The 26640-nt window shown below is 63.1% G+C and carries 24 protein-coding genes; 14 read left to right on the forward strand and 10 right to left on the reverse strand.

The window, feature by feature from the left end; all coding sequences use genetic code 11:
- Nucleotides 1–270 precede the first annotated feature (270 nt).
- Entirely contained in the window at nucleotides 271–1938 is a 1668-nt protein-coding gene (locus CH294_RS17890) for an ABC transporter ATP-binding protein (protein WP_141216518.1), read from the forward strand.
- Complete coding sequence (locus CH294_RS17895; RefSeq protein ID WP_094738694.1) at nucleotides 1938–3719, forward strand: ABC transporter ATP-binding protein; 1782 nt, start codon at nucleotides 1938–1940, stop codon at nucleotides 3717–3719. The genes CH294_RS17890 and CH294_RS17895 overlap by 1 nt, the downstream gene beginning before the upstream one ends.
- 60 nt (nucleotides 3720–3779) lie before the next feature.
- On the opposite strand, the gene CH294_RS17900 is transcribed toward CH294_RS17895, so the two are convergent.
- The 3 genes from CH294_RS17900 to CH294_RS17910 form a co-directional block, all read right to left on the reverse strand.
- Complete coding sequence (locus CH294_RS17900; protein WP_094738695.1) at nucleotides 3780–4070, reverse strand: hypothetical protein; 291 nt, start codon at nucleotides 4068–4070, stop codon at nucleotides 3780–3782.
- A 64-nt stretch (nucleotides 4071–4134) separates the two neighbouring features.
- Entirely contained in the window at nucleotides 4135–4779 is a 645-nt protein-coding gene (locus tag CH294_RS17905) for a response regulator transcription factor (RefSeq protein ID WP_094738696.1), read from the reverse strand.
- Nucleotides 4770–5990: a histidine kinase gene (locus CH294_RS17910; RefSeq protein ID WP_094738783.1), complete on the reverse strand. Its 1221-nt coding sequence runs from the start codon at nucleotides 5988–5990 to the stop codon at nucleotides 4770–4772. Before CH294_RS17910 ends, CH294_RS17905 begins: the two co-directional genes overlap by 10 nt.
- A 174-nt stretch (nucleotides 5991–6164) precedes the next feature.
- On the opposite strand from CH294_RS17910, the gene CH294_RS17915 reads away from it, so the two are divergent.
- Entirely contained in the window at nucleotides 6165–6821 is a 657-nt protein-coding gene (locus CH294_RS17915) for a DedA family protein (RefSeq protein ID WP_094738697.1), read from the forward strand.
- 61 nt (nucleotides 6822–6882) lie between these two features.
- Here CH294_RS17915 and CH294_RS17920 read toward each other — a convergent pair whose 3' ends face one another.
- The 3 genes from CH294_RS17920 to CH294_RS17930 form a co-directional block, all read right to left on the reverse strand.
- On the reverse strand, nucleotides 6883–7950 hold the full coding sequence (locus tag CH294_RS17920) for a ParB/Srx family N-terminal domain-containing protein (RefSeq protein ID WP_094738698.1): 1068 nt from the start codon (nucleotides 7948–7950) through the stop codon (nucleotides 6883–6885).
- A gap of 138 nt (nucleotides 7951–8088) precedes the next feature.
- The gene (locus tag CH294_RS17925) at nucleotides 8089–9315 is read right to left on the reverse strand and encodes an MFS transporter (protein ID WP_094738699.1); all 1227 of its coding nucleotides are present in this window, start codon (nucleotides 9313–9315) and stop codon (nucleotides 8089–8091) included.
- Between the two features lie 33 nt (nucleotides 9316–9348).
- Nucleotides 9349–9879: a GNAT family N-acetyltransferase gene (locus CH294_RS17930; protein ID WP_094738784.1), complete on the reverse strand. Its 531-nt coding sequence runs from the start codon at nucleotides 9877–9879 to the stop codon at nucleotides 9349–9351.
- 110 nt (nucleotides 9880–9989) lie between these two features.
- Here CH294_RS17930 and CH294_RS17935 point away from each other — a divergent pair, with 110 nt between their 5' ends.
- The 4 genes from CH294_RS17935 to CH294_RS17950 are packed head-to-tail and all read left to right on the forward strand — an operon-like array spanning nucleotide 9990 to nucleotide 13817.
- On the forward strand, nucleotides 9990–10856 hold the full coding sequence (locus CH294_RS17935) for an ABC transporter permease (RefSeq protein WP_249305366.1): 867 nt from the start codon (nucleotides 9990–9992) through the stop codon (nucleotides 10854–10856).
- A 3-nt stretch (nucleotides 10857–10859) separates the two neighbouring features.
- Nucleotides 10860–11579, forward strand: a complete 720-nt coding sequence (locus CH294_RS17940) for an ABC transporter ATP-binding protein (protein WP_094738700.1) — start codon at nucleotides 10860–10862, stop codon at nucleotides 11577–11579.
- A gap of 53 nt (nucleotides 11580–11632) precedes the next feature.
- Nucleotides 11633–12679 carry an ABC transporter substrate-binding protein gene (locus CH294_RS17945; protein ID WP_094738701.1) on the forward strand — a complete coding sequence of 349 codons (1047 nt, stop codon included), beginning with the start codon at nucleotides 11633–11635 and terminating at the stop codon, nucleotides 12677–12679.
- Nucleotides 12680–12707: 28 nt separating this feature from the next.
- Nucleotides 12708–13817, forward strand: coding sequence for an LLM class flavin-dependent oxidoreductase (locus tag CH294_RS17950; protein ID WP_032402581.1), 1110 nt, complete (start codon nucleotides 12708–12710; stop codon nucleotides 13815–13817).
- A gap of 21 nt (nucleotides 13818–13838) precedes the next feature.
- Here the strand turns inward: CH294_RS17950 and ribA are convergent, their stop codons facing one another.
- The 4 genes from ribA to CH294_RS17970 all read right to left on the reverse strand — a co-directional run bounded on the left by ribA (nucleotide 13839) and on the right by CH294_RS17970 (nucleotide 17516).
- Nucleotides 13839–15065 (reverse strand): GTP cyclohydrolase II, encoded by a 1227-nt coding sequence (gene ribA / locus CH294_RS17955; RefSeq protein WP_037171248.1) that lies wholly within the window; start codon nucleotides 15063–15065, stop codon nucleotides 13839–13841.
- Nucleotides 15065–15562 (reverse strand): flavin reductase family protein, encoded by a 498-nt coding sequence (locus CH294_RS17960; RefSeq protein ID WP_037148462.1) that lies wholly within the window; start codon nucleotides 15560–15562, stop codon nucleotides 15065–15067. Before CH294_RS17960 ends, ribA begins: the two co-directional genes overlap by 1 nt.
- Nucleotides 15559–16065 carry an NAD(P)H-dependent oxidoreductase gene (locus tag CH294_RS17965; protein ID WP_094738702.1) on the reverse strand — a complete coding sequence of 169 codons (507 nt, stop codon included), beginning with the start codon at nucleotides 16063–16065 and terminating at the stop codon, nucleotides 15559–15561. The genes CH294_RS17960 and CH294_RS17965 overlap by 4 nt, the downstream gene beginning before the upstream one ends.
- Before the next feature lie 158 nt (nucleotides 16066–16223).
- A complete protein-coding gene (locus tag CH294_RS17970; RefSeq protein ID WP_094738703.1) occupies nucleotides 16224–17516 on the reverse strand; it encodes an NtaA/DmoA family FMN-dependent monooxygenase in 1293 nt (430 codons plus the stop codon).
- Between the two features lie 417 nt (nucleotides 17517–17933).
- Between CH294_RS17970 and CH294_RS17975 the strand changes: the two genes are divergently transcribed.
- The 7 genes from CH294_RS17975 to CH294_RS18005 all read left to right on the forward strand — a co-directional run bounded on the left by CH294_RS17975 (nucleotide 17934) and on the right by CH294_RS18005 (nucleotide 26634).
- Nucleotides 17934–18761 (forward strand): ATP-binding cassette domain-containing protein, encoded by an 828-nt coding sequence (locus CH294_RS17975; protein WP_094738704.1) that lies wholly within the window; start codon nucleotides 17934–17936, stop codon nucleotides 18759–18761.
- Nucleotides 18758–19801, forward strand: a complete 1044-nt coding sequence (locus tag CH294_RS17980) for an ABC transporter permease (protein ID WP_094738705.1) — start codon at nucleotides 18758–18760, stop codon at nucleotides 19799–19801. The genes CH294_RS17975 and CH294_RS17980 overlap by 4 nt, the downstream gene beginning before the upstream one ends.
- Nucleotides 19801–20685, forward strand: a complete 885-nt coding sequence (locus tag CH294_RS17985) for an ABC transporter permease (protein ID WP_094738706.1) — start codon at nucleotides 19801–19803, stop codon at nucleotides 20683–20685. The genes CH294_RS17980 and CH294_RS17985 overlap by 1 nt, the downstream gene beginning before the upstream one ends.
- A gap of 132 nt (nucleotides 20686–20817) precedes the next feature.
- The gene (locus CH294_RS17990) at nucleotides 20818–22473 is read left to right on the forward strand and encodes an ABC transporter substrate-binding protein (RefSeq protein WP_141216519.1); all 1656 of its coding nucleotides are present in this window, start codon (nucleotides 20818–20820) and stop codon (nucleotides 22471–22473) included.
- A 183-nt stretch (nucleotides 22474–22656) separates the two neighbouring features.
- Nucleotides 22657–23964, forward strand: coding sequence for an NtaA/DmoA family FMN-dependent monooxygenase (locus CH294_RS17995; RefSeq protein ID WP_037148450.1), 1308 nt, complete (start codon nucleotides 22657–22659; stop codon nucleotides 23962–23964).
- Nucleotides 23965–23995: 31 nt separating this feature from the next.
- Nucleotides 23996–25309 (forward strand): NtaA/DmoA family FMN-dependent monooxygenase, encoded by a 1314-nt coding sequence (locus CH294_RS18000; RefSeq protein ID WP_094738708.1) that lies wholly within the window; start codon nucleotides 23996–23998, stop codon nucleotides 25307–25309.
- Between the two features lie 35 nt (nucleotides 25310–25344).
- The gene (locus CH294_RS18005; RefSeq protein ID WP_094738709.1) at nucleotides 25345–26634 is read left to right on the forward strand and encodes an NtaA/DmoA family FMN-dependent monooxygenase; all 1290 of its coding nucleotides are present in this window, start codon (nucleotides 25345–25347) and stop codon (nucleotides 26632–26634) included.
- Nucleotides 26635–26640 lie beyond the last annotated feature (6 nt).

Below are 26640 nucleotides of genomic sequence, written 5' to 3' on the forward strand. Positions count from 1 at the left end.
AACACGACCGATCGCACCGGCGTGAAATATGAGGTTTGCGCTCACTGGGCGGTTATCGACAATTGGGTGTTTTGTCACCAATTAGGCCTTCTACGTGTCGATTTCGTGACGCTTGGCTGCGAGTCGACGCGATCAGCTGTAGCAGGCTGAGCAGAGTTGGTGGCGTATGTTGAATGCTGGGAAGTATTTGGTCCGTTCGAGCAGATCGGCGGGTGCGTCACGGGCAGTTCAGACTACGAGGCAAAACCGGAAACCGACGACAGCGCAGCCATGCACCACCTGAAGCGGTATCTCGGGGGCCTGATACCCGGATCGTCTTTTGCCGTATTCGATGGTGTCCATATTCTGCGGCGACTGACACTGGCGACTTCTTTCGCCTGCTGCTGGATGCTGTTCTTCGCGCTAACTCCATGGTGGATCGGCAACACGATCGACGCAATTGTTGCGTCGAGTACGACCGTCACGGACATCGTGCACCGTTGTGCCGTGCTCTTGGCGATCGCCGCTGGTGGAGCGGTGGCGATACTTGCCGAAGAACGCACCAGCATGCTCCTCCGTGTCGAGTGCGAAGTCTCGCTCATGCGTGTGCTGTCGAGGCGGACGTCCAACCTGGGAGTTGCACCATCGGCATACAGCGCCGTCAACCTCGGCATGGTGGATATCAGCAGCGTCGCCAACGGGGTTTCCGCACTCGCTCGCGGCATCGGCGGGCTGATCGCGGTGCTGTTGGTCGGGGGTGCCATGCTGGCCACGTCGTGGCAGCTCGGCCTGGTGATCCTGGTCGGCGCGGTCATCGCACTGATATCGAACGATGTTGTGCTGCTGAACTATCGGCGTCGTCAGGTGACGCAACGCAAACGAAGTGACGACCTGACGCAGGTTGCCCGAGACATCGGTGGTGGTGCCAGGGTAATCAGAGGTTTGGGCGCTGCGCAGACCTTTCTACAGCGTTATGCTGCGTCGTCTCAGACGCTTCAGCGATCCGGAACCGATCTTTCGAAGGCCGATGCGCAAGCGTCGGCATTCCGAGGGGTGGTGTCGGGAATCTATAAGATCGTCACCGTCGCCGTCGGTGCGAGGCTGGCGTTGTCGGGCACGATCACGGTGGGCGACGTCGTCACCGCATACGGGTACACCGTATTTCTGAGCAATCCGCTGAACTACATCATGCGGGCTCGTCAGCTCAGGGCAGCCGGCGTCATTTCGCAACAGCGAATCGAAGAATGGTTGGCCGACAATCCCATCAGTCATACACCCGCAGTTCGTCAGCAGGACTTCTCTGCAGCGTTGAGGCGGCTCGAGTCGGTAATCGGCGCGTCGATCACCCCAGGCGCATACACGGGCGTGACGTCGTTGGATGTGCGCGACTGGCACGCCACCAGCCTCGAACTCGCCAATGCCACCCTTGGTCGGCACCAGACGGTTCAGATCGTGGGCACCGACGACTATTTGTTCTCCGGAACGTTGCGTGAAGTACTTACTCCACCATGTGACGGTCTGGGCGATAAGGGGTTCGAGGACGTCGAGCGGCAACGTTCGGCGGTGGTGGCCGCGATGGCGTCCGACATACTCGTGGCCCTTCCGGATGGCGTCGATAGTGACATGACTGCTGGTGCGATGGAGTTTTCGGGCGGCGAGCGGCAACGCTTGCGACTTGCCAGGGCGCTGAGTACTGCACCCGAGGTGCTTGTTCTGGTGGATCCCACGGCTGCGTTGGATGTCTCTACCGAGTCCGCCGTCGTGTCGGGTATCCGTGAACTGCGTGCCGGCCGGACGACAGTAGTTCTGACACACAGTGTCCCGAGTCTGGTGCACGCCGACCGAGTCATCGTGCTCGGGGGTGCAGGAGACGGCGTCGCCGCTGTGGGCACGCACCGAGACCTTCTGCAATTGCCGGAATATCGAGGGCTGGTCCGTCGGCTGCGAGGTGAAGCGTAGTGCCCGCATCGGTGATTCCTGTTGCGGATCGGACCGAGGTCCGCCGCTCAGCTGCCCTCATTCTGCGTCGTCATCGGAGCATGGCGCTGGCGTCGCTGTTGGCGTACGCCGCGTCGGTGGCGGCTGGACTGCTGTCTCCCTACCTCCTCGGCCTGGTGGTGGATCAGGTTCGGAACGGGACCGATCGAGTGTGGGCGATCGCAGGCTGGATGCTGGCCGCGTTGGCGATCGAGGCTGTCACGCTGTGGTTGGCCACGTACCTGTCCGGCGCGCTGGCCGAGACGATCGCGGCAGAACTCCGGGAGGACGCCATCAGGTCGGTCCTCGCGGCACCGTTGGCGACGGTGGAAGCGATTCCCGTCGGCGAACTACTCAGCCGGGTGACCAGGGATATCGATGCATTGGTGCGGGGCACTCGTAATTCGTTGCCCGCGGTGATCGTCACCTCTCTGATGATGGTGATGACGCTCGGTGCGATGGTCCTACTCGGGTGGGAATATCTCTTCGCGTTTCTGCTGTGCCTGCCGATCTTGATTCCCGTGACCCGTTGGTTCCTGCGTAGATCCCGCCCCGCCTTCCTGGCGAACCAAGCTGCAAAGGCTGTCGCGACGCAGGTATTGGCCGAGTCCGGTGCCGGAGCCCCCACCTTGGCTCGGCACGGCTGGGGGTCTTGGTGGGACAGGCGGATCGTCAACGCCTGCAGCGACGTCCGCGGTGCTGAGCGGGGCGTTTTGCGATTGCAGTCGACCTTCTGGGTGATCGCCGATTTCGGTCGCAATGTTCCGATTGCCACGGTGCTGCTACTCGGCGGGATTGCTTACCTCCACGATGCAACGCCACTTGCTGCAGTGACGTCCGGAGCTTTGTACGCGCAGAATTTGGCTGTTCACATCGATACCGTGCTCGCCCATCAGAATCAACTACAGGTAGGTGGGGCGGCGTTCGCTCGCATCTTGGGCTTGCAGGGATTTGTTCACAGCAGTGCCTCCGGAAAGGTACTGGAAAGCCACAATATCGACGGTCGCACTTCCGTCGACCGCACTGCCGATCTCATCGTGTCGGAAGTGTTCTTTTCGTATCCCTGCGATCCATCCCGAGGGTCGGTCCGTGACGTACTGGAAGGCATCACGCTGACGGTCCCCGCCGGTCAGCGAATTGCCATCGTCGGGCCGTCAGGCGCTGGGAAAACTACCTTGGGACGGGTGATCTCGGGACTGGATGCCCCTCGATCCGGGGGTATTCGGTACGGCGGCGTTCCGCTGGCGGAATTGCCCTCCGAGGTAGTGCGTCGAACGGTGGGAATGCTCTCGCAACACTCTTTCGTATTCAGTGGCAGTGTTGCCGACAACCTGCGCATTGCCGCGCCGACGGCAAGCGACGAGAACCTCGCTGAGGTTCTGGCAGCAGTCGGCGCGGCGAGCCTGATGAACACATTCATGTTGGACCGGCCGATTGCGGAAGGACCACGGCCGCTGACTCCTGTCGAGGAACAGCAGCTTTCGTTGGCGCGCATGGTGTTGGCGAAACCGCAGGTGGTCGTTTTGGACGAGGCAACGGCGCAGTTCGATCCGCTCACCGCTCGCCATCTCGAAACAGCGGTCCGGCAGCTTCTCTTCGGAAGTACCATCATCACCATTGCGCACCGGCTGCGTATTGCGCAGGACGCCGATCGGGTCTTGGTCATGTCTGCTGGTGCGATCGTGCAGGACGGCACTCATGATCAGCTCATCGCCCGTGACGGCCCGTACCGCACGCTGTGGACGGACTGGGAGAACACATGATTCGACGTGGATCCACGCGGAGTACTCCGAATCGGTAGTCCCTTCGCATCGATGGTTCGGCTAGACGAGCGTCTCCACGTGGATGATTTCGGTTCTCGCCACTGCACGCCAATGGACGTCGGCGAGCGCAAGCCGCTCGGGGTCCTCCAAGTAGGCTTCCAAGGCCGAATCGTCCGGTAGATGGATGACCTGCACCTCGAGTGGTCCGTCGCCCGGGTCGACGCGGCGGACCCGGCTCACCACTTCGCCGCCGTACTTCGGAATCAGGTCCAGTACCGTGTCCTCGTAGCGGGTGAGTGCGTCTTCCTGTCCGGCCGTCGCCCACAGCAGCACACACAGTTTCAGGTTCATGACGCGAGAGGGTACCGGACGCACGTACCAGGACTTGCTCGGTAACGCATGCCCCGCACTGACATCATGTGCGCAGGTAGGCCACCACAGCCATGACGCGGCGGCTCATGCCGGTGGAGTTCGCCAATCCCAGTTTGTCGAACACGGCGTTGATGTGTTTCTCGACCGAGCTCACCGAGATGTACAGATCGGCTGCTATTCGCGCGTTGGTGAGACCTTGCGCCATCAGCTCGAGAACATCGCGCTCGCGGGGCGTGAGTCGTTCGAGGGGATTCGATCGTGTGGTGCGGGACAGCAGCTGACGCACCACCTCCGGGTCGAACGCAGTCCCGCCGCCGGCCACCCTGTCGAGAGCGTCCAAGAACTCGTCGACCTGCGCGACGCGATCTTTCAGCAGGTATCCGACCTTGCCTTCGGATCCGCTGATCAGCTTTGCCGCGTAACGGTTTTCGACGTACTGGGAGAGTACGAGAACCGCCACGTCCGGCCATCGATCGCGAATGGTCAGTGCTGCTCGCAGTCCCTCGTCGCTGTGATCTGGAGGCATCCGGACGTCGGTGACCACGATGTCCGGACGGTCCCGTTCTACGGCAGCCAGGAGCGCGTCGGCGTCGCCTACGGACGAGATCACGTCGTGGCCTTCCTCGGCGAGCAGACGAACCAGCCCCTCACGCAGCAGCGTCGAGTCCTCGGCAACGATCACCCGCATGGGACGCTCGCCATCACGACGGTCGGGCCGCCGTCCGGGCTGTGCACGGTCAGGGTGCCGTCCACGGCCGCGACACGGCGGGCCAGCCCGGACAAGCCGGTGCCGGACGGATCGGCCCCGCCGGGACCGTCGTCGGTGATGGTCGCGAGAGCGCGGTCGAACTTCTGGTGAGTGACGTTGACCTCCAACAGTTTCGGGAAGGCGTGTTTGGCTGCGTTGGTCACAGCCTCCGAGATGACGAAATAGAGGACCGCCTCCACAGCGGGCCGTAGTCTCTCCGTCAGTTCGTAGGTGAGTCGGACGGGAACACTGGCGCGCTCGGCCATCGTCTCGACAGCTGCGCGTAGGCCGTCCTTGTCGAGCGCGATCGGGTACACCCGGTTGGCGACCTCGCGTAGCTCGCTGATCGCCCCCTGCGATGTTGCCTGGGCTTGAGCGAGCAGCTCGTGCACCTTGTCGGGTTCGTCGGCCCGGCGGGCCCGGCCGATGAGCATCCCCAGAGCAATCAATTGCTGCTGTACACCGTCGTGCAGATCGCGCTCGATGCGGCGGCGTTCGTCGTCGATGGCATCGACAACGTGATCGCGGCTGCTCGTCAGTTCGGCAACCCGCTGATGCAGCAACCGATCCGACTGCCGGCCCAGTACCTGGATGACGAACCAGCGGTCCAGCGATCCCACCCCGGCCACGCCGACGGCCGCGACGAAGATCAAGAGGATCCCAGGTACGGCCGCGACCGCTACGAGTCCACCGTCGACGCGGTCGGAGTTCTCGATCAGGCCCCAGCTGCCATTCAGGATCCACGCCGAGATCATCGAGCCGGCCACGACGAGACAGAGCATCAGAAGAAGGACCACGCCGATTCCGAGTAGTCCGAGAGACCAGCGCATCCCGAGATACCAGCGGCAACGTCGAGGGGTCGCCGCATCCGTGTGCACCGTGCCATGAAAGCGAGTGATTCGACGAATCTCCAACTCGGACAACGCCAGTGTGCTCTCATCGACTGCCCTCCGAAGTGGCGTTCCCCAGCGGCCGAGGATGCGCGCCAGAGTGAGGGCGAGTACTGCCGCAACCGAGAACAGCAGGGCCGCGATCGCCGTGAGGCTACCGAGCAGAACACCGACCAGCGCACCGAACCATTGCCGAAGAAGTGAGCTGACGGCAATGCGATCCGCCAGGTCAGGTGAATGTACGACGTCGTTTCCGGGCACTCGAGCAGCGTAGCGGGGTATGTGGCCGCTGATACTGCGGTAAACCGCAGGGTTTCGACGGGGAGTCCCCATGAATGGTCGACGGTTTTCCTCGATGTCCCCCAGTCGAAAGATTTCTAGCGTTCTCAGTGGCCGTCTCGACCGGAGACGTCACCAACGAACAGGGGAATGAATATGTCCGACTTGCTGATTGCCGCAACTGCTGAAACCGAGCAACTCGACGGGCCGGCCGGATGGGCGGTCGGCGTCATGGATGCGCTCGGCGGCCCCGGTGCCGCCGTTGTCGTCGGTGCCGACAATCTGTTCCCGCCGATCCCGAGCGAACTCGTTCTCCCACTTGCCGGGTTCTCGGCCAGTCAGGGAGTGTTCTCCTTCGGTGCCGCTCTCTTCTGGACCACGCTCGGCTCGGTCTTGGGCGCGGTCATCGTCTATGCGGTCGGTGCGCTCATCGGACGCGAGCGCACGCGAGCACTGGTGGCACGGATCCCACTGATCAAGGCCAGCGACTTCGACCGAACGGAAGCGTGGTTCGCCAAGCACGGCTCGAAGGCGGTGTTGCTGGGCCGCATGGTCCCGCTGTTTCGCAGCTTCATCTCCCTGCCCGCCGGAATCGAGCGGATGGGAATGGTGAAGTTCCTCGTACTCACCACGATCGGCAGCCTGATCTGGAACACCATTTTCGTCACCGCGGGATATCAGCTCGGCGAGAACTGGCACGTGGTCGACGCGTATGCCGAAATCCTGCAGAAGATCGTCGTCATGACTGTCGTGTTTGCTGTCGTCGTCTTCGTGGCCTTGCGGTTGCGGTCGCGCCGCCGGGCCGGTCTGTGACAAGGCGGGCCCGGCGACATGACTTGGATCTACCGCGACGTGGAACTGACGCGACGTGGAACTAGCGGGGCAGCCCCATCTTGTATTGCAAGGCGTAGGCCAGTTTGCCGGGCTTGTCGTCCGAGTACGGTGCCGAGAGCTTCCCGAACTCGCCCTTGCCGGCTGCCTTCCCGTCGTTCCAGGCGTCCAGAGCGCCGAGTTCCGCTGCGGTCCGGCCACTGTCGATCACACTGTCTTTCGGGGCCGCCACTTGAGCGCGCGAGACCGACTCGACGGTGCTCAGGTAGCTCGCCAGGTTGTTGCTGTCCCAGCCGCTGATGTCGACTTCCGCCGAGTCGCGAACCCATGCACCCCAATAGAATTCCTGGAACGGGATGGTTCCGGGTGTGAAGCCGATGTCGCGGGCGAAGTACATCAGGCTGCGGTACTTGTCGTTCTGGAACTTGGCGAGGCCGACTCCCGACGGCAGTTGTTCCACTGGAACCTCGTTACCGTCGACGTCGTAGTTCCACACCCACTTCTCGGCTTCCATTCGCGCCCAGAAATCGGCGGTGCTCAGGTCACTGAGGTTCGCGACCACCCGCAGGCGGAGGTGCAGATTCGGTCCGCCGTCGGCTGTTTCATAGAACGAGGTCAGTGTGTGGTGTCCGTCGGTCAGGTAAGGCACACCGCCCGGCCCGATGACGACAGTCTTCATCGGCGCGATGGTGTCGGGCGTTTCCTGGCCGACGGGGACGGTGCAGGTGAACGACGACGGATTGTCCAGTCGTGCATCGGGTAACGCGGAGGCGGCCTCTTCCTGGCCGTTGGCCTCGCACCAGTCGTCGAACTTCTTGTTGATCTCGTCCTTGCCGAGTGTGTATCGACCGAGCTTGTAATACACCTCGTCGTACCCGAGCGAGGGTTGCGTCGCACGCACTTCGCCGATCGGCAGATCGAGAAGCTCACCGGCTTCGGCACATTGGTAACCGAGGCCCGAAGACGATCCGGTCGGGATGAGGGCTGCGACCTGACACAGCGGCGACGCCGTCCGGGCCGGGGCGGCAGTGGCAACGGTGCCCATCGACGCGGATGCGAAAGAAATGAGTGCGAGTGTGCCCAGCAGGGCTGCTATACGACGCGAGGTCATCCGTGAAACTCCTATGAGTTCGAGTGAAGTTCCCCGGAGACTGTCGCACTCCGGTCACCGGCCGATGTCGAGGAACCGAACGAAAGATGGTCGCGAAGTGAACGCGCTACGTCGCGGACACAGCACTGGGATGCTTGGTCAGAACTTGGCTTCAGGGTGTCGCAGTGGCGAGAATGCCACAATGGCTGCGGCGATGGTGAATACGACGATGACGCCGATCAGGGTCGGTCGTTCACCGATCACGCTGACCAACAGGCCCGCGATCACGGCACCGAGGGCGGCCATGGTGCGGTTGACGGAGCGCCTGGCTGCATTCACACGCCCGAGTAGCTCATCCGGAGTGAGCGCTTGCCAGTACCCCATCTCGTTCGCGTTCTCCGCGCCCGCCGCGAGGCCTTGCAGGCCGAGGGCTGCGAAAAGCAGAACATGGCCGACCGTTGTATCGGTTGCGAAGGCCACGAGCATCCAGGCGAGGGGATACAGCGTGCGGGCGAGGATGACTGCTGGACCCGAGCCGATTCGCTTGCCGAGCGTGTGGGCAATGGACGCTCCGAGCAGGCTGGCGGCACCGAACGTCGTCAGCAGCAATCCGTAGGTGTAGGCGCTGAACCCGAGCGAGCGGAGCGCGAAGAGCGACAGCACGGTCAAAGCGGCTCCGTTGGCGAGGAACCACACGTGTGTCGAGACAGCGAGCGGGTTGAGCGTGCGGTGGCGGTACGTGAATTTCAGACCGTCACGTACTTCGCGGGTCAGGTTGCGGGCGTGAGCGGTAGGTCGAGGCTCGTCCACATCGAGACTCGAATTGAGTGCTGCATCGACGAGATAGCTGATGGTATCGACGGCAATCACCAGGGGAGCGCCGATCAGGCCTACGAGTCCGCCTCCGACTGTCGGTCCCAATGTCGTTGCTGCCGCGTCGGCCTGGTCGAGTCGAGCGTTCGCCTGCACCAGTTGACTGCGTGGCACCAACCGAGGCAGCAACGACTGCATCGCAGCGAATCCGAACACCGAGAAGGATCCGTACAAGAGCAACACGACGATCAGTACCCAGATGTGAAGTAGGCCTGCGAGCCACAGCAGCGGCACAGCGCCGAGCGTCAACGCGCGGCCGACGCTGGCCCACACCAGAATCGGCTTGCGACGCCACCGATCGACGTACACCCCGGCGACCAACCCGAGTACCGCATAAGGGATGAACTGTGCAGCGTTCACCACGCCGACCTCGAAGGGTGTCGCGTCCAGAAGCTGCACCACCAAGATGGGCATCGCAACCGCTGTCACCGACGAGCCGGCCGAGCTGATCACTGCAGCCGTCAGAAACCGGCGAAACGACGAACGACGGCCCGGCGTCGAGACGTCACTCACGGGTTCTGCTCACGATGCCTCCGCACCATCGACTCAGCGATCTTCGCGCAACATCGCGTAGACGAGGGTGTCGGTCCATTCACCCTTGCACCACCAGTTCTGGCGGAAGTGCGCTTCCTGACGCATTCCGACACGGGCGGCCAACCGGGCCGACGCGTCGTTGCGTCCATCCAGCTGTGCGCTGACACGGTGGATCTGGGGTAGCGAGAATGCGTGCTCGATCAAAGCCCGTACCGCCTCGGTGGCGTATCCGCGGCCGGCCACAGTGGGGGAGAACGTCCACCCGAGTTCGACGAGAGCCGGTGACCCGTCGATCAACCACGCCTCGACGTTGCCCACCACAGTTCCCTCGTGTTCGACGACCATCGCGAGTGCCTGGGTGTGCAATCCGGTTCGCTTCATCCGTTTGCCCACCGCAGCAACCGCATCGGCGTGAGTCCACGCTTCGTGGAGCAGGTAGCGGCAGACCTCCGGGTCGCTGTAGTACGCGAGAATCCTTTCTGCGTCGTCGGGTTCGTACAGACGAAGGGTCAGGCGCTCGGTGTGGATGGGCTCGACAGTCATGTGTCCGATTCTGCCCGACTTGTATTCACGCTGATTCGAACCCTGGTCTCGGACCGGCATCGTGACAGATGGTGGTGAGTCGAACCTGCTCGTCATCAAGTGGAAGGCACGTGAACATGGTCGTGACGTCGTACGCCCCACCCGCGGGACCCGTGGCCACGCGTGTCAGCGACGTGAAGGGGGTCGGCCCGGCACCCGTTTCACCGAATCAGTCGGTGTGGCAGCGGTACCGATGGACCGTCCTGCGCGCCCTGTCGCCAGTCTTCCTCCTCGTCCTGTGGCAGATCGCCAGTGCTGCCGGAGTTCTCTCCGAGCGAGTGCTGCCCGCACCGTCCCTGATCTTCGACGCGGGCCTGGAATTGCTGCGCAACGGTGAATTGGCCGATGCCCTGGCCATTTCGGGAACACGCGTTGTTCAGGGGCTCGTGCTGGGCGGGGTGATCGGGGTGGCGCTCGGAGCACTCGTCGGGCTGTCCAAGCTCGCCGAGGCAACCGTCGACCCACCGCTGCAGATGCTGCGCGCCATTCCGCACCTCGGCCTCATCCCGCTGTTCATCCTGTGGTTCGGGATCGGCGAGACTCCGAAGATCCTGTTGGTTGCGTTAGGCGTCGCGTTTCCGCTGTACCTCAACACGTTCTCGGCGATCCGCCAGATCGATCGCGATTTCCTCGACACGGCCGTCGTACTCGGTTTCTCGTGGCGTCAGCGGTTCACCACGATCATCCTGCCCAGCATCGCCCCCCAACTGCTGGTGGGACTTCGGCAGTCGTTGGCCATCGCGTGGTTGTCGTTGATCGTTGCCGAGCAGATCAACGCCGAATCCGGGCTTGGCTACATCATCAACAATGCCCGGGACTTCCTGCGGCTGGACACCATCATCTTCGGGCTCGTCATCTACGCGCTGATGGGTATCGCCACCGACGGAATGGTGCGAGTCCTCGAAAAGCGCGCCCTCCGTTACCGATTGGATGCTTGATTCATGACTTCGACGACGACGTCCGTCGCCTCTCTGCGCGGAATCGACAAGTTCTACGGCTCCAGCCATGTGCTGCAAAGCGTCGACCTGTCCATCGAACGTGGCGAAATCGTCTCGCTGGTCGGACGATCCGGCTCCGGCAAGTCGACCATTCTGCGTGTCCTGGCAGGACTGTCGACGGATCACGCAGGTGAGCGGCATGTGGCCGGGCATCCCGCGGTGGCGTTCCAGGAACCACGTCTGTTTCCATGGCGGTCGGTTCGCCAAAATGTGTCCTACGGTCTGAACACCGCAGGCGTCACGGGCAATGACGCGCTGACTGCTGCGGACGCGACTCTCGACGAGGTAGGTCTCGCCGACAAGCGAGACGCATGGCCACTCACACTGTCCGGTGGGCAAGCTCAGCGCGCCGCGCTGGCGCGGGCATTGGTGGGGGAGCCCGAACTGCTCCTCCTCGACGAACCGTTCGGCGCGCTCGACGCACTCACGCGGCTCACGATGCAGTCGCTCTTGCTCGATCTGTGGGGACGGCACGGCTTCGGCATTCTGCTCGTCACCCACGACGTCGACGAAGCGATTGCGTTGGGGGACAGGGTGGTGGTGCTCGACGGGGGTGCCGTTTCCGAGACCGTCCCCGTCGACCTGCCGCGTCCCCGTGACCGGGGAACAGCCGGATTCTCTCGCATTCGCACTCACTTGCTCGGCGCTCTCGGCGTCCACTGATCTTCCAGTTCGCCGAGCCCATCAATTTCACTGATAAGAAGGATCTTTCACGCATGTCGTCACACGCTCGTTCTCGATCGCTGCGCGCCGTCGGAATACTCGCTGCCCTCTCCTTGACGGTCGTCGGGCTCACCGGTTGCGTCTCCCGTGGCAGCGACACCGCGACCACCGAAGCCCCCGCACTCGTCTCCAACGACCAGCTCGCCACCGTGACACTGGACGTCGGCGACCAGAAGGGTGGCACCGAAGCTCTGCTTCGCGCGTCGGGTGAGCTCGACTCGGCTCCCTACGATGTCGCGTTCTCCACCTTTACCTCCGGCCCGCCTCAGGTGGAGGCCGCAACGGCCGGCCAGATCGACTTCGCGGTTACGGGCAATACGCCTCCGGTGTTCGGTGTGGCAGCCAACGCGCGAATCAAGGTCGTCTCCGCCTACAGCAACGATGCGAGTGGGGATCAGATTCTTGTGCCGGCAAATTCGACTCTGGCGTCGTTCGCAGACCTTCGGGGTAAGAAGATCGCTGTGGGCAAGGGAAGTTCCGCGCACGGTCATGTGCTGCTGCAGTTGCAGAAGGCCGGCTTGACCACCGACGACGTTCAGTTGGTGTTCCTTCAGCCTGCCGATGCGCTGACGGCATTCACCTCGGGTGAGGTCGATGCCTGGGCGATCTGGGATCCGTTCACCGCGATCGCGCAGGTGCAGAACGGTTCGAAGACGCTGACCACCGCCGAGGGCGTGGCCAACGGCTACGGCTTCGGTATCGCGTCGCAGCAGGCGCTGGACGATCCCGCGAAAAACACTGCGCTGCAGGACTTCGTGGTTCGTCTGGCCAAGGCGTCCGCATGGGCGGACGCCAATCCGACCGAGTGGGCGGCGGCGTACTCCACGGCCGTCGGCATCGACCCGGCTGCGGGTGAATTGGCGCAGGGACGAAGCCAGCGACCCGCAATTGCGTTGGACAGCAGTGTGATCGACTCCGAGCAGGCGCTCTTCGACGCGTTCGTCGAGAGCGGAAGTATCCCCGGCGGCAACAAGTTCGAGGACTTCGTCGACACGCGTTACAGCGACGCCATCGCCGGCGCGACCGCCTCCACCAACTGATCACCCACCACGTCGTAGGAGTTCACACGTGACTGCACGTATCTTCTGGTTCCTTCCCACCGCTGGCGACGGCCGCTCCATCGTCGGCGCGTCTCACGCATCCGGCAACCTCCGCGAACCCGCCGGGTTTCGACGCCCGTCGCTGCGCTACCTCACCGAGGTCGCTCAGGCCGCGGACCGACTCGACTTCGAGGGTGTGTTGACCCCGACGGGAACATGGTGCGAGGACGCATGGCTGACGACGGCCGCCTTGTTGCAGAGCACCCGACGGCTGAAGTTCCTCGTCGCCTTCCGCCCCGGCCTCACACCGCCCACGTTGGCGGCGCAGCAGGCCGCGACGTTGCAGCGGTTCTCGGAAGGGCGTGTGTTGTTCAACATCGTCACCGGTGGCGACGACGTCGAACAGCGTCGTTTCGGGGATTGGATCGACCACGATCGGCGCTACGCCCGCACCGACGAGTTCCTCGAACTGGTGCAACGCATTTGGACCGAGCCGTCGGTGGACCACGAGGGTGAGTTCTTCAAGGTCGCCGATGCGCGAGTGTCCGAAGCGCCGGACCCATTGCCGGAGTTCTGGTTTGGCGGTTCCTCCGAGCCGGCTCTGGCCGTGGCAGCCAAGCGAGTGCAGACGTACCTGACGTGGGGCGAGCCACCGGCCGATGCTCGCGCCAAGATCGAGAAAGTGCAGGCGCTCGCGGACGCCGAGGGCCGCAAGCTCACCTACGGCATTCGCCTGCACACCATCAGCCGCGACACGTCCGAAGAGGCCTGGGCCGTCGCGCAAAAGCTCCTCGACGAGCTTCCCGAAGAGCAAGTGTCTCAGGCACACGCGCTGCACTCGTCCTCGCAGTCCGAGGGGCAGCGCCGGATGGCCGCATTGCACGGCGGCAGCAAGGACTCGCTCGAGATCTACCCGAACCTGTGGGCAGGTGTCGGCCTGGTTCGTGGCGGCGCGGGTACGGCTCTCGTCGGTTCACACGAGGAGGTCGCGAACCTGATCGGGGAGTATCACGATGCCGGGTTCGACGAGTTCATCCTCTCGGGCTACCCGCATCTGGAGGAGGCGTATCACTTCGCCGAGGGAGTGCGTCCCATCCTCGACGCGCGAGGAATCACCGTTCCGGCCCGCCGGGTGTAGTTCTCGGTTCGAGTGGGTGGGCTACCAACCCTGGGCAACACTGCGGGGGAGCAGGTGGCCCATGTGAGCGCGCTTGGTTTCGAGGTAGTGAATGTTCGCCTGCGCCGCACCCACGATGATCGGTAAGCGGGTACTGACATCGACTCCGTGCGCTTCGAGGCCGCGAATCTTGTCCGGGTTGTTCGTCAGCAATCGAACGGTCGTCAGCCCGAGATCGTGCAGAATGGCTGCCGCGCCGCCGTATTCGCGACCATCGGCAGGCTCGTCGAGTTCGAGGTTGGCTTGCACGGTGTCGAATCCCTCGTCCTGAAGTCGGTATGCGGCAAGCTTCTTCAGCAACCCGATTCCGCGACCTTCGTGACCGCGGAGGTAGACGAGTACGCCTCCTTCGGTGGCGATCCGCTCGAGAGCGGTGGTGAGTTGTGGGCCGCATTCGCAGCGCTGCGACAGGAACGATTCGCCGGTCAGACACTCCGAGTGAACGCGAACCATGGCGTCGTTGCGGACATCTCCCGAGACGAGCGCCACGTGCTCGGCGCCGGTTTCGAGGTCGAGGTAGCCGAACATCCGGAACTCGCCGTGCGGTGTCGTGAGAACGGTCTCCACGATTCGTTCCACACGAGCGGGGACGGCCACCGGCGCGGGATCGACCAGCCGGCGATAAGCGATGAGTTCCTCGATGGTCAGTACCGGCAGATGCATGCGAGAGCCGAGGCGTTCGATCTCATGGAATTGCATCATCGAACCGTCGTCGGCGACGAGTTCGGCAATCACACCTACCGCGGGAAGCCCGGCGAGCGCACACAGGTCGACGGCGGCTTCGGTATGACCCGGCCGCTCGAGGACGCCACCGGGGCGTGCCCGGAGCGGTAGGACGTGGCCGGGACGGATGATGTCGGTGGCGACGGAACCGGGATCGGCCAAGACCTGCAGGGTCCTGGCTCGATCCGCTGCGCTGATTCCGGTGGTGATGCCCACGGCCGCATCGACAGTGACGGTGTAGGCGGTCTTCTTCGGGTCCTGATTGTTCGACACCATCGGCGGTAACTCCAGGGCGTCCGCGCGGGCGTCACTCATCGGAGCGCACAGCAGGCCCGAGGTGTTGCGGACAGTCCACGCCGTCCACGCAGGAGTGACCCGGTCGGCCGCGAGGATCACGTCGCCCTCGTTCTCGCGATCGGCCGAGTCGGTGACGAACACCGGCTTTCCGGCTCGAAGTGCATCGAGGGCATGCTCGACGGCACTCATCACAGATCCACAGCGAGACGTCGGAACTTGCTGCCGTGGAACACTATCGGTGCAATACCGTCCTTGATCTCGAGTTCGTTGATGCGCATCAGCACGATGTCGTGGTCACCGGCAGTGATCTGCTCGGTCACGGTGGCGTCGAGCCACATGCTCGCGCCGTCGATGAAGACTGCACCGTCGTCGGTTGTCGTCGTGGTCAATCCCTCGAAGCGGTTGCCCGTCTTCTGCGCGAGGGTTCGCGCGGCGACGTCGTGGAGCTCACCCAGCACGCTGATACCGATACGCGGTGCTGCTGTGAACTTGGGCCACGTCGTCGAGGTGTCCTGTACGCAGAAGGCGACGAGAGGCGGATCGATGGAGACCGCGACGAAGCTGCTCGCTGCCATACCGACCTGTACCCCGTCGATTTCTGCGCAGACGGCGACGACACCACTGGGAAACTGCCCGAACGCGTTTCGTAGTACGGACTGGTCGAGGCTTGTGGTGGTCAGGGTCATGATGCATCCGTTCGGGTTCGGGCTGCGGCGACGATGGTGTCGCCCCAGCGTGAGACGTAGTCGGCGATAAGAGAATCGGTGGTGTAGGTGGAATCGATCAGGTAGAGACCGGGGGCGGGGGTGATCGCACCCAGTTCGACCAGAACGTGCTTGAGAAACAGGTCCGGTGCCATCGCATGAGCGGGCCCGGCACCCAACATGAGCGGAACGGCAACGACATTCTGCAGGCCGGTGCCTCCGGCGAACTGGTCGAGGAACAGCTTGAGTACTCCGGTGTACGCCGCCTTGAAGGTCGGACTGGCGAAGACGACGAGATCCGACGAGGCGACGGATTCGACGGCGGCCGCCACTGCAGCATCGCCCCAGCCGAGCAGCCCGGCCCCGAGGGTGATCACGTCGACGGTATTGCCGGGCTCACCCGTCAGCGCGGTGGCGAGAACACGCGCTGCATCGAGGGTGCGCGACTCGGGTTTCGGATTGCCCGCTACTACAGTGATTTTCATTCGAGAACCTTTTCTTCGAGGCGACGACACCAGCCAACACGATGTGCGTGACGGTCCGGAGACTCCATCGTTGCGGAACCATTGCGCCGCTCCCAGCGGCTGTTTCAGCGGTTTGTACTGCGGTGATAAGGCACCCTGACGATCACAACGCCACCACGTCAGAAGGCGGCGAGGTTCTCGCGGAACGTGGTTCGGGAGTAGCCGTCGCGTATTGCTCCGCGTCGACGCAGTGCGGGAGCGAGACCGTCACTGATCTCCGAGATGACCTTGCGAGTAACCGGTGATGCGATGAGGAAGCCGTCGCCACCGATGAAATCCATTGCTTCCACCATCTTTTCGGCCACGGTTTCGGCCGTTCCGACGAGTTCCATGGATTCGGTCGTCGGATAGTTGGCAACGATCTCGCGCAAGGTCTTGCCGGTTTTCGCCATGTCCGCCAACGTGCTCTGGTGCCCGTTGTACTGGGTCAGATCCGGTACCGGTGCGTCGATGTCGAATTGCGAGAAGTCGGTGCTGCTGAAGTAGGACATCGCGGAGAGAATGCCGTCGATGTTGTTCTTCTGGACTTCGCGCATCCGGTCGCGCTTCACGGCGGCCTCGTCGTCGGTGTCGGCCATGATGGGACTCACCAGGAACAGCACTTTCACGTCGTCCGGCTTGCGACCGTACTCGACCAACCGTCGGCTGATGTCCTCTCGGTACTCCTTCATCGCGTCGAGTCCGCGAACGTTGGCGATGATGGTGTCCGCATGCTTGGCACCGAATGCACGGCCGGCAGGGGAGCCTCCAGCCTGGCAGATCACCGGGCGCCCCTGGGGACTGCGCGGAACGTTCAGCGGGCCTCTCGACGAGTAGTACTCACCCTCGAAGTCGATCCGATGGATCTTCTGGTGATCGGCGAACACTCCGGACTCCGGGTCGAGGACAAGAGCATCCTCGTCCCACGAATCCCACAACTGCGAGACGACGTCGACCCATTCGTCGGCCATCTCGTATCTGAGATCGTGCTCGATCTGTTTGGGCAATCCGTAGTTCTGCGCGGCTCCGTCGGCGCTCGCGGTGACGAGGTTGATCCCGACGCGGCCCTTGGTCACATGATCGAGGGTCGACATCAATCGTGCGGCGAGAAACGGTGGGTAGAACGTCGTTGCGACGGTGGCGATGATGCCGATTCGTTCGGTGGCGTCGGCCATCAGTGGGACGAGTGGCATCGGGTCGAAACGCACGGTGGTCCCGCGTCGAACCGAGCTCTCGAATGTTCCGCGGTACACGTCGGACAACACCGAGGAATCCTCGAGCATGATGTAGTCGAATCCGGCGCGCTCCAGGCTCTTTGCCGCATCGACGAACAGATCGGGGCGACCGATGTCCGACGCCACGTTTCCCGACCACGGTTGGTTCCAGCCGTAGACTCCGAATCCGGTGGTGAAGAACCATCCGAGATGCATCATGCAACAACGCCTGTCTCGAATCGATCGGTGGGCAACGTCGATCCGACGCTGTCGGCGGGAGCGTGGTTGTTCATACCAATCCCTCTCGTGATGGTGGGCAAGGCGGCGGTTGCCGATGAAGGAAGCCTGCTGCAATCGCATTACCGAACGTGGCGCAGGCGTAAATGAGTTATTACGCCGCAAACATCGCCTGCTCGGGCGGTTTGTCGGTTCCGATAACGCCGCTCGATGTCGGCACGAAGGCTGGTCGAGACCTACGTCACTGCGGCGTTAATAAAGTTCCGGGGGTTCTGACCAGCGGATTCGATCGGCGTAATACTTCAGTTACGCCGGAGGTCGTCTTCAGTAACGCGTGCCGAGAATGCTGTGCCCATCGAGCAATAGCTCTGCTGAAGACAATCGGCTTGGAGGATCGTGATGAGTGGCAACCTGCGCGCAGCGTATGCCGAGATCGACGCCGAACATGTGTGCAAGAGCTTCGATCGTCGCGGCTCGGGATCACCGGCCGTGGACGACATCAGCATGAAAGTGACGTCGAGTTCGGCCATCGGAATCGTCGGCGAGTCCGGCTCCGGTAAATCGACATTGGTTCGGATGATGTGTGGATTGCTCTCGCCCACGACGGGTTCGGTGCGATACAACGGAGCCGAACTGAACGGGGTGCTGTCCTCGAAGGCAGGCAGGCGTGAATTCCGGTCGAAGGTGCAGTATGTCGCGCAGGACACGACATCGTCCTTCGATCCACGCCGAACACTGCGTGATGCGGTACGACTACCTGCCGTCCGGCTTCTCGGTTTGCACACCAAGGCCGCAGACGCACGAGTGGACGAGACTTTGGAGTCCCTCGAAATCCACCCCTCGATGGCGGACCGATATCCCTCGGAGGTCTCAGGAGGTCAGCGACAGCGTTTTTCGATAGCCCGGGCGTTGGTCGTTCGGCCCCGGATATTGCTGTGCGACGAGGTGGTGTCCGCGTTGGACGTCTCGGTGCAAGGCGCGATCCTGAACATGCTTCGTCGGTACTGCATCGAATCGGAGTGCGGGCTGGTCTTCGTCTCGCACGGACTTCCCGCTACGGCGTTCATCGCCCGCGACCTCGTGGTCATGCGGAACGGAGTCATCGTCGAGCAGGGCAGCACCGACGATGTCGTCGAGCGACCACAGGACCCGTACACGGCGGAGTTGCTCGACGCGTACCGCGGTGACGAAGCAGTCGAGCAACTCGCCGTGGCGGCTGCGCGATGAGGACATTTCTCGGGCGTCAACGGTGGTGGCTCGGCCGAGTGGCCGTCCTACCGCTGCATCTGTTGGTCTTCGCGGTCGCCGCGTTCTTCCTGGTACGCGCTATCCCGGGTGACCCGGCCCGCGAAGTGGTCGGTCCCGAAGCCACCGAAGCCGATTATCTGGCGACGAAGGCCGAGCTCGGTCTCGACGGCAGTCTGTGGTCTCAGTTGATGTCGTATCTGAGCGACCTACTGCACTTCGACCTCGGCAACGCGATCATGACCGGTAGGCCGGTGACAACCGATATCGCAGACCGGCTACCGGGCACGCTCGAACTCGCAGGAATTGCGTTCTTCTTTCTCCTGGCGATCACCTTGCTGCTGTCGGCAGTAGTCGTCTCCCGGCCCAGATCCATTGCTACGCGGGCTGTTCGCGGCTACGCCCAAGCAGCGGGAGCCGTTCCGGAATTCGTCGTCGGAGTGGTCGGAATCTTCCTGTTCTACGCCACGCTGCAGGTGGTTCCCGCCCCTACCGGCCGAGTGCGGGCCGGATTGACCGAACCCGAGCCGCTCACCTCGTTCCCGCTGCTCGACGCGATTCTCCGTGGAGACACTGTTGTGGTGTCCTCGATGATCTCGCACCTGCTGCTCCCGATCGCTGTGCTGGTGCTCTCGGTCACCCCGATTCTGCTCAAACAGCTTCTGACAGCTCTCGATTCGAGCCTCACCGCGCAACCGACGATGTTCAAGATCGCCACCGGCTCGGCCCGCAAATACATCTATGCAAGTGCGTACCGGCGAGCATTGCCGCCGACCGTCGCGTTGTTCGGGATGGTCTTCGGTTCTCTTCTCGGCGGTGCGGTCATCCTCGAGACCCTGTTCGGCCTCGGCGGCATGGGCCGATACGCCGTCGAGGCGGTTGCGGCGACGGATCTGATTGCGCTGCAGGGATTCCTGCTCGTCGTCGCCGCAATCTCGCTGATCGTGTTCCTGTGTGTCGATCTCGTCAACATGTTGCTCGACCCTCGCCGCAAGCCGGGCCGAGCAGGAGGTGGTTCCTGATGGTTGCTCTGGTACCGAAAAAGATCGAGTCCGGCACTCGCAGTACGAGGCGGCCGACTCGAAGGTCGGTCTCGGTCGGCACCGTCGTGCTCTTCGTTCCGCTGGCCGTGATTCTGCTGATCACCCTGATCGGGCCGTGGATCGTCCCGTTCGATCCGACCAAGGTCGTCGGCGCACCCTCTCTGTCACCGGATTCCGAGTTTCTTCTCGGCACCGACTCCAACGGACTCGACGTGTTCTCCCGCACCATCGCCGGTGCCCGCATCGATGTGACGATCGCCCTCGCCGTCACGGTTGCCGCAACCGTGGCGGGGATTCTGATTGGACTCACCATCGGAATGAACGAGGCCGGACGCGGACTCGGCGGCTTCCTGGCCCGAGGCGCGGCGCGTTTCCTCGATCTGCTCGAAGCCGTTCCCACAGTGATTGTCGCGCTGGTTGTCGTGTCGTTCTTCGGAACGTCCTCGATCACCATGATTTTCACGCTCTCGATCATTCTCGCGCCGATTCAGGCCAGGCTCGTCCGTACCGAAGTACTGCGGGTGCGCGGCGACGCGTATCTCGACGCGGCCCGTCAGGCAGGACTGTCCGAGACGCAACTGGTGTTCCGACACGTGCTGCCGAACTCGTCGGTTCCGGCGCTGCAGAACGCGTCGGTCGTGTTCGGTATGACGATCATCCTCACCGCCGCGCTCGGCTTCCTGGGTGTCGGGCTGCCGCCGCCCACCCCCGAGTGGGGTTCGATGATCACCCGCGGTGCAGGCGACGCCGCCATCGGAAAGCTCTGGTCGGCAGGCGCTCCCGCGTTCGCGCTGTGTCTGACCGTCGCCTCCGTGGCCATCGTCGGTCGCAGGCTGACCAAGGGCACCCGCCGCTCCCACTGACAGCGGGCCATCTTCACACCGGACAGTGCGGTCCGCGAAAACCTCTCTCATACCTCATCCCGCGATCGAAGCCGTTGGCTCGACCGGTGATACCCCCTGCGCTCGTGCACCCAAGAAGGAGACCAACCCATCGTGAAATCCTCACATCGTCTTTCCATCGGACTCAGGTGGACGGTCCCGTTGCTCGTCGGTGCCCTCGCGTTGAGTGCCTGTTCGGACAGCGAAACCGAGTCCTCGGCGTCGACCACCGGCGAAATCGTCGTGGTGACACCGGATCAGGCGTCGAATGTGGTGCGTGACTACGGCTACACCGCCGGCACCGACAATCAGGACGTCACCAACAACATGCATGCCCAGCTGATTCGTAAGCCGTACGTCGAGGAGGACGGCTCGGATGCACTGGTGCAGGACTACTACAATTTCGAGCCGTACCTGGCCGACAGCTACGAGGTGAGCCCGGATCAGCTCGTCTACACGTTCACGCTCCGTCAGGGTGTGATGAGTGCGCACGGCAACGAGCTCGACGCCGATGACGTGCTGTGGTCCTTCGAGCGCAAGTTCGCCACCCCGGGTGGCGGTATGGCCGGCTACTACAAGCCGATGTTGACCGACCCGGCGACCCAGATCACGAAGGTCGACAACTACACCGTCAGTTTCACGGTGCAGAAGGCCGGCTACGGATTGACCCTGCTGGCGAACCTCGCCGAGAACATCGGGTCGATCTACGACAGCAACTACCTCATCGAGAACGCCACTCCCGAGGACCCGTATGCGGTGGCCTGGGGTGCCGAGGACATGATGCGCGGCAACTTCGGTTACGGCGCATACATGTTGGAGTCCGTCACTCCCGGCCAGGAGATCGTCATGACGGCGAACCCCAACTTCGTTCTCGGTGAGCCCGAGGTGAAGCGCATGGTCCGACGCGTCGTGGCCGACCCCGCGACGAGAGCGAACATGGTCACGCGCGGCGACGCAGATGTCGCGCTGGCGTTGCGCTCGTCGGACCAGGCGACGCTGGAGAGCAACGACGCGGTGACCGTCCCGACGACAACGTCGAATCAGTACCTGTTGTTCTCGATGAACACCACGACGGCGCCGTTCGACGATGTGCGCGTTCGCCAGGCGATGGCATACGCGATCCCGTACGACCAGATCATGTCCGACGTCTTCTTCGGCAGGGCCTACAAGTACAACCACGTACTCGACGACAAAGCGCCGAACTGGGACGGGAGCGATCTTCCCCAGTACGACAGCGACCCCGAGCGAGCCAAATCGCTGTTGGCGGACGCCGGTTTGACCGATGGTCTTGCGTTCACCCTCAGTGTCAACAATCAGCTCCCGGCGGCGCAGGACACGGCGATTCAGATCCAGTCCTATGCGGCCGAAGCGGGCATCGACGTCACGATCGCGGAAGTGCCTGCAGCGCAGCTCAATGCCGACACCTTGGCCGGAAAGGTGCAGGCCAGCCTCAGCATCGGTGCGTCGGTCACGATGACCCCGCCGTACTCGCTGCAGTTGCTCACGCAGCCGGGTGGCGGCTCCAATATCGCGCTGTGGAACGACCCGGAGTTCCTCGCGATGGTGGACCAAGGGCTCGATGCCGGTGATGCACTGAGCCCCGAGGCCGGAGTGTTCTGGAATCAGGCAGAGCTCCGCATGACCGAGCAGGCACCCTACATTTTCATCGCCAGGGTGCGGCCCTCGGTGGCTCTCGAGGCCGGCATCGGCGGGTTCGTACAGCGCACCGACTTCCGGATCGACTACTCCAATCTGACGCTCGGTTCGTAGAGCGCACGCCCGCAGGCAGTTCGGTCGGTGGTCATATCGGGCTTCCCGACCGAACTGCGTGCGGAAACGCCCGTGATTCGCGGCGAAATCCGACGGCTACCGAGAACGTGGCCGGGCGAAACATCCGCGCGGTGTAGTTGACCTACACCGAGGAAGAACGACCAGCGAGGAACGAATGTGACCATGACAGACAACAGATTTCATCTCGGTTGGTTCGGCAGCTTCGTACCGACGTCCTGGAACACCGCGTTCGAGGGTTCCGACAGTGGGGACTGGTTGAACGGAGACTTCTACGTCGACTTCGCCAAGACCCTCGAGCGCGCATGCTTCGACTTCCTGCTCCTCGAGGATTCGTCGATGGTGTCCGATACCTACGGTGGCAGCTCGGAAGCGACCCTGAAGACCGGCGGGTGGGCACCGAAAGGTGATCCGATGGCGTTGGCTCCCTTGCTCACCCGGGCCACCAGTCATCTCGGTATCGCCCTGACCGCATCGACGTCCTTCTATCCGCCCTATCTTCTCGCACGCTCGATCTCCTCACTCGATCACCTGTCCTCGGGTCGTATCGGGTGGAACGTGGTGACCTCCAGCGAAGATCGCGCAGCCCAGAACTTCGGTATGGACGCGCTACCTCCGCACGACGAGCGCTACGTACGCGCCGACGAGTACGTGGAACTGGTCGAGAAGCTCTGGGACTCGTGGGATGCCGATGCTGTGGTGATGGACCGCGCAACGTCCACCTACGTCGACCACACCAAGGTCCACACCATCGACTTCCAGGGCAAGTACTACTCCTCCCGCGGGCCGCTCAACACTTTGCCCTCACCGCAGGGAAGACCGGTCATCACGCAGGCGGGCGGCTCGCCGGCCGGCCGCGACTTCGCGGCCAAGCATGCGGACATGATCATGGCGCTCCCCAAAGGTGTTGCAGCGATGAAGGAGTACCGGTCCGACATCAGGCGTCGGATGGCGCTGCACGGCCGCGATCCCGATTCGGCGAAGGTGATGTACGTGGTCTCTCCCATCCTCGGTGAGACCCACGAGGATGCGCTCGCGCGAAAGGATCGCAAGGCGGCGGCGGTTCGCGCCAATCCTGCGGGGGTGCTCATCGGCTGGTCGGCAAGCATGGAGATCGACTTCTCCACGTTCGATCTCGACAAGCCGATGCCCGAGGACGTGCACACCAACGGACACCAGTCCACGTTGGAGAACTTCCGCAACTGGGCCGACGGCCGAACGCTCCGCGAGGCCTGCGTGGCCTACCGAACCGAATCGATGGAGCTGGTCGGTACACCGGATGCTGTTGCCGCGCAGATGGGCGACGCCATGGCAGAGGTCGGCGGGGACGGGTTCTTGATCTGGAGCCAGCCGCACAACCGGCGCTACATCGGTGAGATCGCAGACGGACTCGTGCCCGCTCTACAGAGCCGAGGTCTGATGCGGACCGAGTACAGCAGCGATCATCTGCGCGACAACCTGCTCGAATTCTGACCTCTCACTCGTTTCGTATCTGGAGAAAACTATGACTGCCAACAAATTTCACCTCGGATGGTTCCTCGGAGCCGGCTTCGGCGTCCAGTCCTGGAACCAGCCGTGGTCGGGTACCGGTGCGACCGACTGGATGATGCCCGATCAGTACGTGGACCTGGCGCACTCGCTCGAGCGGGCGTGTTTCGACTTCCTCATCATGGAGGACTCGGTGCAGGTCTCGGACACCTACAAGGGTTCGATGGAGTACTACCTGGCCACGGCATCCGCGGCACCGAAACACGATCCTGCCGTCCTCGCCGGAATCCTGTCGTACACGACCAAGCACCTCGGCATCGTTCCGACCCTGACCACAACCTTCTACCACCCGTATACCGTGGCGCGTCTGATGTCGACGCTCGACCATATCGCCGAGGGACGAATCGGCTGGAACATCGTCACCGGCAGCAACACTCGCGCCGCGCAGAACTACGGATTCGACATGCCCGAACACGATCTCCGCTACGACATCGCCGACGAGTTCGTCGAGCTCGCCTGCAAGCTGTGGGACTCCTGGGAAGACGGTGCGGTGCATGCGGACACCTCGGCGGGCGGCATCTACGCCGACCACGAGAAGGTCAACCGAATCGATTTCGAGGGTAAGTTCTTCAAGTCGAGGGGACCGCTGAACACCATCCCCAGCCCGCAGCGTCGGCCGGTGTTTCTGCAGGCAGGTGGCTCGGACAAAGGCAAGGAGTTCGCCGCCAAGCATGCCGACGCCATCATCTCCAATCCCCATGGGACCGAGAAGATGCGACGCTACCGCGAGGACATCCGCCAGGGTGCCGTCGAGGCCGGCCGCAACCCTGACGACGTCAAGGTGATGTACCTGATCTCCCCGATCCTCGGTGAGACGACGGCCGAGGCCAAGGCCAAGCAGAAGCGTCGGGCAGATGCCGCGTCGAGCAACATCGACGGGCTCCTCGCCGGGCGTTCGCACCTGTCCGGTATCGATCTGAGCCAGTTCGACCTCGACGAGCCGTTGCCGGCGGATCTCGAAAGCAACGGTCACCGAAGCAGTTTCGCCGAGTTCAAGGGTGACGGCACACAGACCCTGCGCGAGCGCATCACCGGCCACAGCGCCATCGACACCCTGGAATTCGTCGGCACTCCCGACGACGTTGCCGACATGATGGACGGCGTCATGCAGGAGGTGGGCGGCGACGGCTTCCTCATTGCGGGAGCTCTGATGAACCGGCGCTACGTCGCCGAGATCACCGACGGGTTGGTGCCTGCGCTCAAGCGTCGAGGATTGACGCGAACGTCGTACGAGCACAGTCACTTCCGCGAGAACCTTCGCGCATTCTGAACCTCTCACCGTAGATCTGGAAGGAGAAAGCCGACATGTTCCACCTTGGTTGGTTCTTGAGCTGGCAGGTGCAGTCGTGGAACCAGATGTGGTCGGGGGAGGGCGGCACCGAATGGAACCACCCCGAGCTGTACATCGACATGACTCGATCGCTCGAACGGGCCGGATTCGACTACATCATGTTCGAGGACGGTTCGTTCGTCCCGGACTCGTTCGGTGGTTCGTCCGAGTGGTGGCTGGCCAATGCGCGGTCGGTGCCCAAGCAGGACCCGAACTCGTTGCTGCCCATCCTGAGTCAGCACACCGAGCGTCTCGGCCTCATTGCAACGATGACCACGTCGTTCCACCCGCCCTACATGGCTGCCCGCACCGCAGCCACGCTCGACCACCTCAGTAACGGGCGCGCCGGGGTCAACCTCGTGACCTCGCACAATGTTCGGACGGCACAGAACTTCGGCTACGAGGAGATGTTCGAGCACGATCATCGGTACGAGATGGCCGACGAGTGGATCGACCTCGTCAAGCAACTGTGGTCCTCGTGGGAGCCCGATGCGGTGCGCCTCGACCGAGAAGCGGGCGTCTTCGCAGACTTCGCGAAGGTCCACAACATCGACTTCAAGGGCAAATACCACTCCTCCCGCGGACCGCTCAACACCACTCCGACGCCGCAGGGCCGACCGGTGATCTGCCAGGCCGGCGGTTCGCCCGCAGGCCGCGGCTTCGCAGCCAAACACGCCGAAACCATTCTGGCTCAGGTAGAGAGCGTCGAGGCCATGAAGACGTACCGCGACGACGTCCGTGCCCGCATGATCGTGGAGGGGCGGGACCCGGACAGTTGCAAGATCATGTTCATCGTCAGCCCGGTACTCGGCGAGACTCAGCAAGAAGCACAGGACAAGAACGAGCGGATCCTCGACGGCTTCCGCAACAACATCGACGTCAATCTGGCCTCGATGTCCTATGCGAGCGGTATCGACTTCTCGAAATTCGATCTGGACGCGCCGATTCCCACCGTCGAGACCAATGCGGGCCGGGGAACGATGGCCCTGATCGGTGCCAACACCACCGGGATGACACTGCGCGAGGCGGCGAGCTCGGACATCAGGAAGTCCGTGCAACTGATCGGCACAGCCGACGCGGTGGCGGAGCAGATGGGTGATATCGCGGCCGAGGTCGGCGGTGACGGGTTCCTCATCGCAGGAAGCGTGAACCGGCGGTACATCAGCGAGATCACCGATGGTCTGGCACCCGAACTGCGTAAGCGTGGACTGATTCGTGATGGATATCCGCACGAACTGTTCCGCGACAACCTGATGGACTTCTGATCGTCG

The sequence above is a fragment of the Rhodococcus sp. 14-2483-1-1 genome, from assembly GCF_002259335.1.
Lineage (GTDB): Bacteria > Actinomycetota > Actinomycetes > Mycobacteriales > Mycobacteriaceae > Rhodococcoides.

Bases quoted from the DNA above. Each gene is read 5' to 3' on its own strand.
- ribA (WP_037171248.1), bottom strand. From the start codon at position 15,065: ATGAGTGCCGTCGAGCATGCCCTCGATGCACTTCGAGCCGGAAAGCCG.
- CH294_RS17940 (WP_094738700.1), top strand. From the start codon at position 10,860: ATGACTTCGACGACGACGTCCGTCGCCTCTCTGCGCGGAATCGACAAG.
- CH294_RS17970 (WP_094738703.1), bottom strand. From the start codon at position 17,516: ATGATGCATCTCGGATGGTTCTTCACCACCGGATTCGGAGTCTACGGC.
- CH294_RS17905 (WP_094738696.1), bottom strand. From the start codon at position 4,779: ATGCGGGTGATCGTTGCCGAGGACTCGACGCTGCTGCGTGAGGGGCTG.
- CH294_RS17945 (WP_094738701.1), top strand. From the start codon at position 11,633: ATGTCGTCACACGCTCGTTCTCGATCGCTGCGCGCCGTCGGAATACTC.
- CH294_RS18005 (WP_094738709.1), top strand. From the start codon at position 25,345: ATGTTCCACCTTGGTTGGTTCTTGAGCTGGCAGGTGCAGTCGTGGAAC.
- CH294_RS17930 (WP_094738784.1), bottom strand. From the start codon at position 9,879: ATGACTGTCGAGCCCATCCACACCGAGCGCCTGACCCTTCGTCTGTAC.
- CH294_RS17965 (WP_094738702.1), bottom strand. From the start codon at position 16,065: ATGAAAATCACTGTAGTAGCGGGCAATCCGAAACCCGAGTCGCGCACC.
- CH294_RS17975 (WP_094738704.1), top strand. From the start codon at position 17,934: ATGAGTGGCAACCTGCGCGCAGCGTATGCCGAGATCGACGCCGAACAT.
- CH294_RS17980 (WP_094738705.1), top strand. From the start codon at position 18,758: ATGAGGACATTTCTCGGGCGTCAACGGTGGTGGCTCGGCCGAGTGGCC.
- CH294_RS18000 (WP_094738708.1), top strand. From the start codon at position 23,996: ATGACTGCCAACAAATTTCACCTCGGATGGTTCCTCGGAGCCGGCTTC.
- CH294_RS17915 (WP_094738697.1), top strand. From the start codon at position 6,165: ATGTCCGACTTGCTGATTGCCGCAACTGCTGAAACCGAGCAACTCGAC.
- CH294_RS17995 (WP_037148450.1), top strand. From the start codon at position 22,657: ATGACAGACAACAGATTTCATCTCGGTTGGTTCGGCAGCTTCGTACCG.
- CH294_RS17960 (WP_037148462.1), bottom strand. From the start codon at position 15,562: ATGACCCTGACCACCACAAGCCTCGACCAGTCCGTACTACGAAACGCG.
- CH294_RS17920 (WP_094738698.1), bottom strand. From the start codon at position 7,950: ATGACCTCGCGTCGTATAGCAGCCCTGCTGGGCACACTCGCACTCATT.
- CH294_RS17890 (WP_141216518.1), top strand. From the start codon at position 271: ATGCACCACCTGAAGCGGTATCTCGGGGGCCTGATACCCGGATCGTCT.
- CH294_RS17985 (WP_094738706.1), top strand. From the start codon at position 19,801: ATGGTTGCTCTGGTACCGAAAAAGATCGAGTCCGGCACTCGCAGTACG.
- CH294_RS17900 (WP_094738695.1), bottom strand. From the start codon at position 4,070: ATGAACCTGAAACTGTGTGTGCTGCTGTGGGCGACGGCCGGACAGGAA.